Annotated in this window: 18 protein-coding genes, 2 tRNA genes and 1 pseudogene; 8 read left to right on the top strand and 13 right to left on the bottom strand. The window is 38.8% G+C overall.

What is annotated here, in order from left to right; genetic code table 11:
• Positions 1-32: 32 nt before the first annotated feature.
• Together ACPBEH_RS00675 and ACPBEH_RS00670 are read left to right on the top strand one after the other, a co-directional pair.
• A complete protein-coding gene (locus ACPBEH_RS00675) occupies positions 33-551 on the top strand; it encodes an ion transporter (RefSeq protein ID WP_424349363.1) in 519 nt (172 codons plus the stop codon).
• 39 nt (positions 552-590) lie between these two features.
• Complete coding sequence (locus ACPBEH_RS00670; protein ID WP_424349362.1) at positions 591-761, top strand: hypothetical protein; 171 nt, start codon at positions 591-593, stop codon at positions 759-761.
• Positions 762-958: 197 nt separating this feature from the next.
• On the opposite strand, the gene ACPBEH_RS00665 is transcribed toward ACPBEH_RS00670, so the two are convergent.
• On the bottom strand, positions 959-1159 hold the full coding sequence (locus ACPBEH_RS00665; RefSeq protein ID WP_004270328.1) for a cold-shock protein: 201 nt from the start codon (positions 1157-1159) through the stop codon (positions 959-961).
• A 201-nt stretch (positions 1160-1360) separates the two neighbouring features.
• Between ACPBEH_RS00665 and ACPBEH_RS00660 the strand changes: the two genes are divergently transcribed.
• From ACPBEH_RS00660 to ACPBEH_RS00650, 3 genes are read left to right on the top strand one after another with little or no spacing between them, the layout of a single operon-like run.
• A complete protein-coding gene (locus ACPBEH_RS00660; protein WP_424349361.1) occupies positions 1361-2017 on the top strand; it encodes a lysostaphin resistance A-like protein in 657 nt (218 codons plus the stop codon).
• Positions 2018-2037: 20 nt separating this feature from the next.
• Positions 2038-2358, top strand: coding sequence for a hypothetical protein (locus ACPBEH_RS00655; RefSeq protein WP_011374852.1), 321 nt, complete (start codon positions 2038-2040; stop codon positions 2356-2358).
• The gene (locus tag ACPBEH_RS00650) at positions 2351-2533 is read left to right on the top strand and encodes a hypothetical protein (RefSeq protein ID WP_424349360.1); all 183 of its coding nucleotides are present in this window, start codon (positions 2351-2353) and stop codon (positions 2531-2533) included. Before ACPBEH_RS00655 ends, ACPBEH_RS00650 begins: the two co-directional genes overlap by 8 nt.
• On the opposite strand, the gene ACPBEH_RS00645 is transcribed toward ACPBEH_RS00650, so the two are convergent.
• The 4 genes and pseudogenes from ACPBEH_RS00645 to ACPBEH_RS00630 form a co-directional block, all read right to left on the bottom strand.
• The gene (locus ACPBEH_RS00645; protein ID WP_011374854.1) at positions 2530-3225 is read right to left on the bottom strand and encodes a YoaK family protein; all 696 of its coding nucleotides are present in this window, start codon (positions 3223-3225) and stop codon (positions 2530-2532) included. The two genes, ACPBEH_RS00650 and ACPBEH_RS00645, sit on opposite strands and share 4 nt — an antisense overlap.
• An 83-nt stretch (positions 3226-3308) precedes the next feature.
• Positions 3309-3731, bottom strand: a complete 423-nt coding sequence (gene mgsA, locus ACPBEH_RS00640; RefSeq protein WP_112206151.1) for a methylglyoxal synthase — start codon at positions 3729-3731, stop codon at positions 3309-3311.
• A gap of 11 nt (positions 3732-3742) precedes the next feature.
• A pseudogene (locus ACPBEH_RS00635) lies at positions 3743-4500 on the bottom strand (flavodoxin family protein).
• A 140-nt stretch (positions 4501-4640) separates the two neighbouring features.
• Positions 4641-5315, bottom strand: coding sequence for a LysM peptidoglycan-binding domain-containing protein (locus ACPBEH_RS00630; RefSeq protein WP_424349359.1), 675 nt, complete (start codon positions 5313-5315; stop codon positions 4641-4643).
• Between the two features lie 430 nt (positions 5316-5745).
• On the opposite strand from ACPBEH_RS00630, the gene ACPBEH_RS00625 reads away from it, so the two are divergent.
• Entirely contained in the window at positions 5746-6648 is a 903-nt protein-coding gene (locus tag ACPBEH_RS00625) for a toxin Cry1Ac domain D-VI-related protein (protein WP_424349358.1), read from the top strand.
• Between the two features lie 145 nt (positions 6649-6793).
• Here the strand turns inward: ACPBEH_RS00625 and ACPBEH_RS00620 are convergent.
• Both ACPBEH_RS00620 and ACPBEH_RS00615 read right to left on the bottom strand, forming a co-directional pair.
• Positions 6794-6866: transfer RNA gene (locus ACPBEH_RS00620), tRNA-Glu, on the bottom strand.
• Positions 6867-6926: 60 nt separating this feature from the next.
• Positions 6927-7178 (bottom strand): hypothetical protein, encoded by a 252-nt coding sequence (locus tag ACPBEH_RS00615; protein WP_424349357.1) that lies wholly within the window; start codon positions 7176-7178, stop codon positions 6927-6929.
• Between the two features lie 104 nt (positions 7179-7282).
• Here ACPBEH_RS00615 and ACPBEH_RS00610 point away from each other — a divergent pair.
• Positions 7283-7355: transfer RNA gene (locus tag ACPBEH_RS00610), tRNA-Gln, on the top strand.
• A gap of 49 nt (positions 7356-7404) precedes the next feature.
• Here ACPBEH_RS00610 and ACPBEH_RS00605 read toward each other — a convergent pair.
• The 6 genes from ACPBEH_RS00605 to ACPBEH_RS00580 all read right to left on the bottom strand — a co-directional run bounded on the left by ACPBEH_RS00605 (position 7405) and on the right by ACPBEH_RS00580 (position 12708).
• Entirely contained in the window at positions 7405-7779 is a 375-nt protein-coding gene (locus ACPBEH_RS00605; protein WP_424349356.1) for a hypothetical protein, read from the bottom strand.
• Positions 7772-9076: a Y-family DNA polymerase gene (locus ACPBEH_RS00600; protein ID WP_424349355.1), complete on the bottom strand. Its 1305-nt coding sequence runs from the start codon at positions 9074-9076 to the stop codon at positions 7772-7774. Before ACPBEH_RS00600 ends, ACPBEH_RS00605 begins: the two co-directional genes overlap by 8 nt.
• Positions 9076-9321, bottom strand: a complete 246-nt coding sequence (locus ACPBEH_RS00595) for a hypothetical protein (protein WP_424349354.1) — start codon at positions 9319-9321, stop codon at positions 9076-9078. The genes ACPBEH_RS00600 and ACPBEH_RS00595 overlap by 1 nt, the downstream gene beginning before the upstream one ends.
• 19 nt (positions 9322-9340) lie before the next feature.
• Complete coding sequence (locus ACPBEH_RS00590) at positions 9341-9607, bottom strand: hypothetical protein (RefSeq protein ID WP_424349353.1); 267 nt, start codon at positions 9605-9607, stop codon at positions 9341-9343.
• 134 nt (positions 9608-9741) lie between these two features.
• On the bottom strand, positions 9742-10428 hold the full coding sequence (locus tag ACPBEH_RS00585) for a LysM peptidoglycan-binding domain-containing protein (protein WP_424349352.1): 687 nt from the start codon (positions 10426-10428) through the stop codon (positions 9742-9744).
• Between the two features lie 237 nt (positions 10429-10665).
• Positions 10666-12708, bottom strand: coding sequence for a KUP/HAK/KT family potassium transporter (locus ACPBEH_RS00580; RefSeq protein ID WP_424349351.1), 2043 nt, complete (start codon positions 12706-12708; stop codon positions 10666-10668).
• 157 nt (positions 12709-12865) lie between these two features.
• On the opposite strand from ACPBEH_RS00580, the gene ACPBEH_RS00575 reads away from it, so the two are divergent.
• Positions 12866-13039, top strand: coding sequence for a hypothetical protein (locus ACPBEH_RS00575; protein WP_424349350.1), 174 nt, complete (start codon positions 12866-12868; stop codon positions 13037-13039).
• Positions 13040-13162 lie beyond the last annotated feature (123 nt).

The following is a 13162-nucleotide window of genomic DNA, read 5'->3' as shown; positions in this document are numbered from 1 at the left end:
TCTTATTTAAAACTAATTTTGTGAGGCATATTATGAAGTTACTCAAACGTTTTTACACGATTACCATCGCCATACTCGCCATCATCTCAATTATCTTCGTTCTATTAGACTACAGCGACGTCATTGACCTGACAGCTGCACCCTATCTCGCCATCGATAATACGATTTTAATTATTTTTACGGTCGATTATTTCGTGCGTCTTTGGCTTGCTACTGATAAACGCCGCTTCTTCAAGACGAATATCTTTGACCTACTTGCGATTATTCCGCTAAGCACCCTCTTTTCATTTTTCCGACTGGGACGTCTCTTTCGCATTGCTGGGTTAATGAAAGTTTTCCGTTTTACACGCTTGGTAGGTTTAACAGGTAAGTTACAGCGCCATTCCAAGAAATTCCTCAAACAAAATGGCCTACTCTATCTGACTTATGTCAGTGCCGCCGTATTAATCATCGCTTCCGTTTTATACGCACTCGCCGAAAAGGCAACCCTTGCTGATTCATTCTGGTGGGCGATTGCGACCGCCACAACGGTTGGCTACGGTGATATCTGACCACACACGCTGATTGGTCGTATCGCGGCAATTATGCTAATGTCAGTTGGAATAGGTTTTATCGGCACACTCACCAGTTCGATTACCAGTTACTTCACTCAAGATACTGATGACAAACTAGACGCAATTCTCAAAAAACTTGATCACCTCGAACAAGAAAATGAAAGCCTTAAGGCGCTTTATCACGACAAACAGTCCGAGTCAAAATAATTAATATAAATTAAAAAAAAACGATAATAATCATCAGATATTGGCTTTAAGCCTTTTAATTGGTTATTTATAGCACCGGTATTTACAATAAATTGTAAACAACTAAAAAAGGTTGGCTAAACAAGAAATAATTGTTTAACCAACCTTTTTAATTTTGAGCATAAAAAAACCTCGCATAAGCGAGGTTTAAAACATTATTAAAGTTTAACGATGTTTGTTGCTTGAGGACCGCGGTCGCTGTCTTCAACATCAAATGATACTGCTTGGCCTTCGTCTAATGACTTGTAACCGTCACCTTGGATAGCTGAGAAATGAGCAAATACGTCTTTGCCATCTTCACCAGTAATAAAACCAAAACCCTTGTCTGCGTTAAACCATTTTACTGTACCGTTGTTCATAATAATTTCCTCCTAATACATATACATGTACGTTTTGTTGCAATAAATAATGATAAATAAACGCTGATTAGAGTTATGAAATTCAAAACTTAAATTACGCTTCAATATTGATTACTTGTTTATAATACCATATAAATTATTAAATAGCAAAAAAAGAATTTTTTTTTATTGATAATCTCACTAATATGCTATGATAGCCACATGGAGGTGGCGCGTATTAAACATTTCAAACACATTATCTGTTTTATCTTGCTTTTAATCATGCAACAAATCCCCCTTTTATTAGTAGGTAGCTTAGCTGCCCTACCAAAAGCACAGCGAACGACGCATTTAATTTTAATTGTCGAGTGGCTCTTTTTAATTCTAACCATTGGGATCACCATTTTAATGTGGTATCTTTACCAAAAAGTAAAAGGGCCGCAATATCATAATCATTTTTCAAAAGCCCACTGGCGTGCAATTCTAATTGGATTTGTCGCCATGCTAGTGATTAATAATTTGACGGTGCCCTTTATGCAGAAAACAGGAAACGCCAATGTCGATGGCCTCGTTCAAATTTTTGCCGTCCTCGGTATTTTCATGTTGCCCTATACCTTGATCTTAGGGCCAATGATGGAAGAATTACTTTTCCGTGGTTTCTTAATGAATTGGTTCTTCGTTAAATCACCTATTCTAAACATTATGACGAGCGCTCTATTATTCGGTCTCGTACACGTTTCAACTGATCCGATCTATTTCATTTCCAAAGCACTACTCGGATTAGTCTTAGCAATCGTTTATTATCGCACAAAAACCATTAAGAGTAGTATCATATTACATGTCTTAAACAATCTCTCAGCAGGGCTAACTATTTTTTAATCATTGAAAGGAATTCGCCTATGTCTACTTTAACAACTATTTTAACCTATATCCAAGAAAATCCTGAAACAGTGACGTTAGAACCGTTCCAATATGCTAACGTTATCCGCTTTGGCATCGATGATCAGGTCCAACTACCAGATGTTGAAAAACTATTCCCAGACATGCGGCTCCACGTTAACCGTATCGATTCTGACTATGTTAATGCCCACCGTGACTTATTAGAAGCTTTTTACCAACAAACAATAGAGAAACAAAAAGACGGCTTTCAAGATGTCTGGATCACAACCACCCATCTTTCCGACCGTCATATTTTCCTAGTGGATCTTTCTTTTGAATAACCCACAATTTCAAGCATTAAAGGTTGAATTCGTTAAATACGCAATTTTAACCCTCTTCTTATTCGTTATGCGGGCCTTTATTGCGCACCCGATTATCATTATTGCCAGTTGGCTCAGCACCCTCGTTTGCGCAGGCTATTTTGTCGCACTGGTGATGACTTATCACTACCGTTAACGGCTCATTTTTTTCGTTTCAGCGATTACTTCTTCAGTGAAGTATAACTGTAATGCAAAGAAAATTGCCAGCAATGCTGCGGCTAACCAGGCTGCACGGACATTAATGACTTTGACTAAGAAACCAGAACCAATCGTTCCGATAAAGAAGCTACCAACAATTAGCCCAAAATACTTGGCTTTTTGTTGGTATTTTTTTTCCTTCGTCGCAATAAATAAATAACAATTTTCAACTAACTTCCGGTAATTCCCAGTCGTAAAAGTATTGGCATATGGATAACCATTAACCGTTGAATAACTGGCTAGTTGGGTTGCCATCGACATCGATAACATCGTCGTAACAATCATATTAGGGACAGCAGTGCTTAAAAAACCAACGATAATCAAAACGATGATTTGTAATGCGAGTAACCATAAACGCCAAATATTCAAGCGTGCCGTGTTAAAGTGGCGCCGAGCCAATTGCACAATAATGACCCCAATTCCAAAAGCGATGATTGGCATAATCTTTTCAGGTAATTGTGACCACTGATTGGTAGCGATATCAACACCGATAAATACGATATTACCCGTTTGTGCACTAGCAAACACGCCACCTCGTAGAATCACACAATAAGCATCTAAAAAACCACCGATAAAGGTTAAAAACATGGCAGTTCCTAACCGGTCGTGAAAATTAATTTTCTTTTGCAAGACAAACCCTCCAACTCAATACTTCTATTATACGCAAAAAAAGAACCGTGACAAAATAAATTTAGTCCCGGTTCTTTTCTAGTTTATAGATTGATTGGATTAGAGTCTTGATCATGAACGACTTCTCGGAAATCCATCAGACCTTGGTCAAGGCCCCGCAATAGCACCTCCGCAGTGCCAATATTAGTGGCAAGTGGCACTTCGTAAACGTCAGACAACCGAATGAGCGCATTAACATCTGGTTCGTGTGGTTGGGCCGTCAATGGATCTCGTAAGAAAATAACAAGGTCCATTTTATTTTCAGAAATTAAAGCGCCAATTTGTTGATCCCCACCTAATGGGCCAGACTTAAAGCGTTTAACGGATAAACCCGTTGCATCAATAATTTTCTGACCAGTTGTCCCAGTCGCAAAAAGTTCATGTTGCGCCAAAATAGGCTGGTAAGCTGTTGCTAATTTGACGATTAACGGTTTTTGACGATCGTGTGCAATTAATGCAATTTTCATAAGAAAGCCTCCTAATGTCTTCTATGTTTAACCACTGTGAAAAAGCGGAGTACGCTCGCAAGTAAGATAAAGAAAATTAATACAAACGAGACGTAATTCACCCAAAACTGGGTAATGGGTAACACAATATTAACGAGCCGTTGCAATAACATGGTAATCAACGTAGCGCAAGCAACCATGCCAAATAACTGTCCATAACGTTTCACGGTATCATCCGTCCTTTTAGCTTTATCATGAAGGCCAGCGCCGATTCGCTGACACTCAGTGCGTTTTTTCATAGATAATGTCTTTAATCCAAATGAGTTGGTTTGAACAACTTCTCGAATCTTCAGCAGTCCGGCTGCACTAAGCACCTTATCAAAAGTTCTAAAAGTCCCATCAGTCATACCGGTCACAAACTCTTCTAGCCCGCTTGCATAGCAACTACTGATAGTCACGTAACTTTTCCCCTTAAACCGATCAGGCAAAGCATCTCCTGCCCGATTAAAGCGCACTAGGCGCCCTCGCAATCTAAGAAGTTTTTCATGACACCAGACATAGCGCCCCAATAAGTAGGCGCAACTAATACCCATACATCAGCTGCTAACAATTGTTGTTCAAGTTGATCTAACACCGGATTTGGTTGCCCCGTGTCCGGTAAAATTTGGAAATCGTTTAGAAAAATAGTTGAGACATCATCTTCGGGACCCACACCTGCTAAAACGGCTTGTAATAGCTGGCCATTAACGCCATCGCGTTGGTGACTACCTAATATTCCTAATACTTTCATGCCCAAAACTCCAAACTTTTAAATTAATTCTAGTGTACACTTTTTAAGCAGGGGTTGCCAACATAAATAAAGCGCTTTATTAATAGTGTAAAAAAAAGCAACGGCGTTAGCCACTGCTTTTTAGTTTAAACTATTTTATCTTAATACCAACCGTTTGCTAACCAGAAGCTCTTTGCGCCTTCCCATGAACCATAACGGCTTGTTACATATTGATCTGCAACACGTTCTTGGTTACTTGCTGAGTAGTCACCATTTAAGTATGAGCTTGATAATTGGTAACGACCAACGAATTGACCGTTACTTGCTGTGTATGAACCACCTGATTCTTTGTTGGCAATCCATTCTTTAGCTGAGTTAGTTGTTGATGTTGTTGTGTTTGTAGTTGTCGTAGTAGTTGTTGTTTGTTGTTGTTTAACAACTGGCGTTGTTGTTGCTTGTTGTTGAACGGGTTGTGTTTGTGTTGCTGCTTTTTGAACGGATTGTTGTGTAGCAGCAGGTGTTGTTGTTTGAGTTGTTTGTTGTGTTGCAACTGGTGTTGTAGCAGGTGCTACTGTAACAGTTTGTGTTTCTTCATCAATTGTTAATGTTTCACCAACATAGATTAAGTTCTTGTTAGCAATTTTATTAGCGTTAGCGATCTTTTCGATTAAGCTGCTGTTGCCAGCAAATTTTTGTGAGATTGATGATAATGTATCACCGCTGACAACCGTGTAGTTCGTAGCTGCATCGGCATGGCCGTTACTTGCGAATAAAAGACCTGCAGTTGCGGCAGTTGATAATGTAGCGCTGAATAAAAGTGTTTTAAGTGATTTCATATTGTGTGTTTATCTCCTTGTTGTTTCAAAAATTTAATGTCGTATTAATAACGTGACATTAATATACCATCTAAAAATCATTTGTAAGTATCAAACAAGTAACAATTGATGACAATCCTGTAACAAAACAACCGCTTAACGGCCTGATCTGTAATATTGTCCCCTGTGATGACTGGTAATATAGGATTTATAATCTATTGAAAATGACGCAAAAAAAGGCGGTTTTTTTCTGTAAATTACCAAAAAAAGCACGATTTTCCGTTTTAAATCAAAAAAAGATTGTCAATCCGACATTATTTACTTATACTTTTAAATATTATTTACCTATGTTAAATACTGATTTAAGCAATTACGTCCCTTGGAATCTACTTATCTGTCCAAAAAACCGATGACAATAAAAGCTGAATACTTATCTTTTGGAGGAGATAAAATGTCTAACTTTTTTGCATTACTATTGGTCATTTCTTTTTTTGCCCTACCCTATTATGGCATTAAGCGGTATATGACCAAGAAAAAGAATCCCGAGGTTTACGCCAAGATCAAGAAACGGATCTGGTATGCACTTATTATTTTTGTAATCAGTTTTATTGGTGTGGGGGCAACTCAACCTGCTGCCGCTAAAACAAAAGCTCCACAGCATGACAAAGTAACAACTGTCGATAACAAACTAACAGCGGCAAAATCTGCGGTAAATGCGCTTTTTACAAATAGCAAGCACACTAAATTAAAACAAGATGTGACCAAGCATGATATCACTGCTGCTGACAAGCAAGTCAAACAGCTAAAAGATTCAAAAACTAAAAAGCAACTACAAACATCAATCGCGACCGCTTCAGATCTACTAAAAAAAGCTGAAAAAGAAGCTGCATTAGCAACCTCAAAATCCGAAAGTGCTCGCGCTGCTTCTAAATCAGAATCCAAAGCTCAAAAAGAATCGGAAGAACGTGCTGAAAAAGAATCTTCAGAGAAATTAGCCGCCTCGATTTCAAACTCAGAAAGCGTATCAAGCGTCCAAGCTGCTTCTACTAGCGCTCGTCAAGCAAGTGAACAAGCCGCTTCAAGCGCTGCTTCTGAAAGTATTCGTATTGCTAATGAACAGGCTGCTAGAGCTGCAAGTGAATCAACTGAACGAGCAGCAACAGTTGCCGCCCAAAGTACACAAGCAACAGGTGCTGATACAACTACCAATCAAGGTGTGATCGTCGGTAACACAAGATCTCACATCTATCATGTACCCGGACAAGCAACCTATCATATGAGTTCTGCTAATATGATTACATTCCCTAACGAACAAGCTGCGATTGCTGCAGGTTATCGCAAGTCAGAACGTTAATCACCAGCTAGGTAACCCTTTATGGTTAACAAGAATAGGTTCAATTCCTATTAGGGTTGTTATTGAAGAAAAAAATAAAAAGCACATAAAAAGAGCTATTAAACCGCGGTTTAATAGCTCTTTTCATTCTAGGATATGATCAATATCACCCGTACGGGGATCGAACCCGTAACTCCGCCTTGAGAGGGCGACGTCTTAACCAATTTGACCAACGGGCAATAAATTGGAACACCTAATATATTAGCGAATAACACCCGTAATGTCAATTATTAATTGAACTAGATAAAAATCTTATAGTTCCGGTGGTTAATAGTAATCGATTCCCTTGTGACTTTGCGATTGGTTTTACGTTTGAGATTCTTCAGAATATTCAATGCGTAGTCGCGATGCTGTTCAATTAAGGTTAACACATCGTTTTCAATCGATAACTCCAATCGTTTACGCGAATCCTGTAATTGAATATGAACTTGGTTCTGATCTTGGGAAATCGCCTTTCCCTGAAACAACTTTTCAACATCTACTTTATTCATATCGATAGCCTCCCATATCAGTATAGTCCTTTTTACTGGTTTTGTTAAAAATCAGAATTGACAAGCGTTAGGGCATGCAGTATCATAGTATTCGTTGATAACATTGGGTATTCGCCAAATTGGTAAGGCACCGGACTCTGAATCCGGAATTTATAGGTTCGAGCCCTATATACCCAATTGTATTTTCGCTAAGCCTGAGAAATCAGGCTTTTTTTGTGCATTCAAATCATTTTATTCTCTTAATCGCATAAATCTCTTCTATATAAATAGCTTTTTGATTAACTATTAACTGGTTGGCTATCCAGCCCGTAATTCTCCCCGTTATTGGTGCCAGAATCTGGCCATCCTGATTACGTTGTGCTAGATCTACAGTCACGACTTCTTTTTTTACAATCGCCTCGTTGATGACATTACTAATCTGTTCAACTGACATCTTAGCAAGATGCGTTCGGTGTAACTGCACGTCAGCAGCACTGGCTTCCTTAGCACGTACAGAAGTATGGTCACTTAAATAAAAGCCTTGCCACTTCATCATACCCCGATCGTGATAATCATACTTCAGAAATTGTGTCACCAGCTTGCTATTAAACTGCTCAGTCATAAGCATTGCCGCCCGCATGACCCCCGATAAGGCCAGCGCGTTCAATCGCGGTTGCGCCCTTATCCTTACTTGATAACTTGACCAACGACGCAAAACCAAACTTCTGTCGAATTTCATCAACGGTTTGATCCAATTGCTGTTGCTTTAAATGACGTAATTCCGGATCAAAAAGATCCAGCTGTTGCGCATCATCATCAATCAACTGACCACAAGTCAGGCTAATATGCCGAATGGTCTGCTGTTGCCACTGTTCTCGAAATAATTGAATCGCTGTTGTAGTAATTTCGTGATTACCATTAGTCGGGGCCACTTTTAATGATCGGCCAAACCCTGAGCGCACACCACTTTCATTTTCGGAAAAAGAAAAACCAATCCCTAAACTAATTACACACGCTTGTTTACGATGTGCACGCAAGCGAGCCGCAACTTGCTCAGCAAGTTCTCTGATAACGACTTCGATCTCCCCTTGTAAAAAATAATCACGGGGTAACACCTGACTATTGCCATAGGAACGCTCTTTGGGCGTATATTTTTGATGCACAATTGCGCGATCAATCCCCCAACTAAATGCAAATAATTGGCTGCCAATAATCCCCATTTTTTGTTTTAACTCATATGGATTAGCGTGCGCTAAATCGGCCATCGAATAAATCTTTAATTGATTTAATTTGGCCGCTGTGCGTTGCCCAATTGACCAGACACTTGCTAAATCCGTTACGGGCCATAACTTGTCAGGCACATCTTCATAGTGCCATTCTGCAATTAAACTGTGATTATGTTTAGCCTCCAAGTCCAAAGCGAGTTTGGCAAGTAGCGGATTATCGCCTATGCCAATCGTCAAATAAATACCCGTTTCTTTTTTCACCGCCAGTTGAATTTGACGTGCCACTTCATAAGGTGTTTGACCAAAAAGATGCCAACTTGCCGTTATATCGAGTAGTGATTCATCAATCGAATAAGGTTGAATATCTTCTTCAGCCGTAAACCTCTGAAAAATACGATTAATCCTTAAATTTTCTTGGATATAAAGGTTCATTCGCGGCTCTGCGATAATAAGCCGTTTATCATGGACCGGTACTTGAGTCGCCCGGGTCACATTGCTAATGCCAAAAAGTTGTTTAGCTCGCGGACTAGCTGCCAACACCAAGCCACTGCCGGCATTTTTGGCAGTAGACATCACTACCAGAATCGATTTCAGCGGGTTTAACCCCCGTTGAACCGATTCTACAGAAGCGTAAAAAGATTTAGAGTCAATCATCAAAATAACCCGACGCGGTTCATCAGTGTAATCATACATTAACCATTCACCGCATTTCTAACATGATACTTATCAACGATGAGTTGGTTTTTACGATTATAACGTCCAAAAACAGCAATCCGTGCATTCTGCTCTGCTACATACATTAAATTAAAAGCATCCTTGGCAACCAAACAATTATAATTCTGAGTAGTTGTTTGCAAAGTAAACCGGACTAAATACGGCGCGAACGAAATGACTTTGATCGTACTACTAATCGTTCCTTGAAGACTAACGTATTGCATGATTATCCCACCTTTTTACTTAAACAATGCCCTTGGTTAAAGTTTGAATCAGCTGTACTTGCTGATCTAATTGACTTTGCCAGCGATTAATTTCAATTAAGGTGACTTGTGGCAAGTGTTTCCCAATAAATTGCGGAAACTTACTACGATTATAGTAATAATTCATGGCATCTCGTAAATCACTTGATGAACCTGCTTGTTGCCGTAATTCTAAGACACCAAAACCATTTAAATACAAACTTAAATTTTGTTGTTGCAAATCAATTATCACTCGATTTTTTTGCATCAAGATCACCTCAATCATCTGTTCTCTTATTACATTATACGAATGTATGTTCGCGTTAGTCAAGTTTAATTTAATTTTGACCACAAAAAAAGCAGTGACGTCAGCCACCGCTTTTTAGTTTAAACTATTTTATCTTAATACCAACCGTTTGCTAACCAGAAGCTCTTTGCGCCTTCCCATGAACCGTAACGACTTGTTACATATTGATCTGCAACGCGTTCTTGGTTACTTGCTGAGTAGTCACCGTTTAAGTATGAGCTTGATAATTGGTAACGACCAACGAATTGACCGTTACTTGCTGAGTATGAACCACCTGATTCTTTGTTGGCAATCCATTCTTTTGCTGAGTTAGTTGTTGAAGTTGTTGTGTTTGTTGTTGTCGTAGTTGTTGTTTGTTGTTGTTTTACAACTGGCGTTGTTGTTGCTTGTTGTTGAACAGGTTGTGTTTGGGTTGCTGCTTTTTGAACGGGTTGTTGTGTAGCAGCAGGTGTTGTTGTTTGAGTTGTTTGTTGTGTTGCAACTGGTGTTGTAGTTGTTTGTGTTGTAGCAGGTGCTACTGTAACAGTTTGTGTTTCTTCATCAATTGTTAATGTTTCACCAACATAGATTAAGTTCTTGTTAGCAATTTTATTAGCGTTAGCGATCTTTTCGATTAAGCTGCTGTTGCCAGCAAATTTTTGTGAGATTGATGATAATGTATCACCGCTGACAACCGTGTAGTTCGTAGCTGCATCGGCATGGCCGTTACTTGCGAATAAAAGACCTGCAGTTGCGGCAGTTGATAATGTAGCGCTGAATAAAAGTGTTTTAAGTGATTTCATATTGTGTGTTTATCTCCTTGTTGTTTCAAAAATTTAATGTCGTATTAATAACGTGACATTAATATACCATCTAAAAATCATTCGTAAGTATCAAACAAGTAACAATTGATGACAATCCTGTAACAAAACAACCGCTTAACGGCCTGATCTGTAATATTGACCTCTATAAAGTCCGGTAATATAGGATTCTAATGCAACAAAAAAACGACTTAAAAAAGTCGTTTTTTGCTTGTTTTTTTAAGATTCTTCTTGACGCCGCTTCAAATGGTACTTATTAATTGCTTTTTGGCGTCCTAAAACCAACGGAATACGTTCGACAAAGACATCACTATACTCTAACCCAAACCAAGATGCTGGTGTATCTGTAAATTTCTCTAACCATAAACGCATTTGCACGATTCCTTTATCCATTGCCCTGATTTGTGTTTCAGGTGATAAGTCTTCTTGAATAATCACAAATGAGAAATCACCGACTTCACGATTAGGAATTGTCGTGTAATGTTGTGGTTGTGCGGGTAGTTCGCCATTATGGATCATTTCATGGATGATTTGCCGGATAAAAATATTGACCTTTTGTTCCATCTTAAAACCTAAATACAATTGGACACTGACAATGTAATCTGTACCTAATGTATCAACCGTGTACTCTGCGGTATAGGGCTCGTCTGTCACGTTGACAGCGACAAACCAATAAACCTGAGCACGCTTAGGTCGTTTATCCAATATTGAATAGAGGATATTCTTTTTCACCATATTTTTGCCCCGCGGTTCTGCTTGCGGTTTTGAAAGATAAACTAAGTTCGTTGTATACAATGGTAGTGATGTTTCATTACGTAGGTCATGCAGTTGTCGTTTATACGCTAATAATGACACTGTACTTGACTTAAAGGTGTTACTTTCCTTAATTGTATTACTCCGGTACCAAACAAACATGATGAATAAAATGACAAAGGCGATTAAAACGGTCACGTACCCACCGTGCATAAATTTAGCCGCACTTGCGATAAAGAAAATCGTTTCAATTGCACCAAAGAATAGTAATACGGTATAAGCTAAGAACCACCGTTTTTCACGGCGACCTAAATAATGGAATAGGAGAATTGTCGTCATTAACATTGTAATTGTAATTGCTAACCCGTACGCTGCTTCCATATGCGCTGAATTCTTAAAATAGAAAACAACTGCTAAACAGACTGCCCATAAAATCCAGTTTACAATTGAAATGTAGAGTTGTCCCTTTAATTTAGCCGGATAGTCCACTTTAATCCGTGGTAATAAACGTAACTTGATTGCTTCTGAGACCAAAGTATATGAACCAGAAATCAAAGCTTGCGACGCAATAATAGCAGCTACCGTTGCTAAAAGAATCGCCGGAATTTTTAATTGTGCCGGCATTGCTTCAAAGAACGGATTAAAATCGGTCATATTTTGATAAGCGGCTACTTCCTTGTGTTGTAATAACCAAACGCCTTGCCCAAAATAATTAAGCACTAAGCAAGCAGCGATGTATGGCCAGCTACCATAAATATTGTGCCGACCAACATGTCCCATGTCAGAATAGAGTGCTTCGGCCCCGGTGGTTGCCAAGAAAACACTCCCTAATATTAAAATTCCGACTTTATTTTCGGGACTGAATAAAAGATGCAGTGCGTAATAAGGGTTCAATGCTTTAAGCATCGTTAAATCTCCCATTAAATTCATAACACCAATTGCACCAATAAAGGTAAACCAGATGAACATAATCGGTCCAAATGACTTACCAATTAAATCCGTTCCGAATTTTTGAATAAAAAAGAGGACCGATAAAATCGTGACAGTTAAAATGATCACTTCGCGTTGATTAGAAACTAAAACGTTACCATTGATTGGCAATCCCTTCAGTCCTTCAATAGCAGTTGTGACCGTCACAGCCGGCGTCAACATCCCGTCAGCCAGTAATGTTGCCCCACCAATAATTGCCGGTATCACGAGCCACTTAGCTTGTTTACGGATTAACGTATACAACGCAAAGATTCCACCTTCACCGTTGTTATCGGCGCGCAGCGCGATTAATACATATTTAACCGTTGTCATTAACATCAACGTCCAGAAAACAAGCGAGATGCTCCCCACCACAAAATCCTGACTAATATTACGAATACCGCCATTACCTTCGACAATGGACTTCATCACATACAATGGTGACGTCCCAATATCGCCATAGACAACGCCCATTGTAATTAACATACCAGCGATTGACAATTTTTGCCGGGTTGTTTTCTTTTCTGTTGCCAATTTCATCTTCTTACTTCCTTTACTGTGATATTAGCATTATCGTAGCCTGTTCCAAGCAGAATGTCTAGTTATATCTATAATTTCTAGTTGTTAGTCTCCAACTTTATTAAAGATGGTGTTTCATGCTATAATGAATACACTGAAATAAAAGAGGGACATTAATATGAAAGATAAAGATCAAAAAAAAGTCGAAATCGCTAAGAAACAGTATAAAAAGCTAGCTAATCGCCCACTCGCTAAAGAACGCAAAAAAGCAGTTGGGACATCTTCTATTTATCTGTTTGTCGTTGTTGCGGTAATTTTAATTGCGTTAGCCATTTTTCTTAAACAGCGTTAAATCAAAAAAGGTTGCTGAAGCAGCCTTTTTTTGATTGAATGTTTTTTATTTACCGTCTATAATGAAGTAGTTAACTCTTTTAAGCGCAACGATTTATATAAAACACGAACATTACCCAGAAAG

Origin of the sequence: Latilactobacillus parasakei, from assembly GCF_049674265.1 — a bacterium.
Classification (GTDB): Bacteria; Bacillota; Bacilli; order Lactobacillales; family Lactobacillaceae; genus Latilactobacillus; species Latilactobacillus sakei.
The sequence above is the reverse complement of the archived record's forward strand: the minus strand, read 5'-3'. Positions and strand labels throughout refer to the sequence as shown.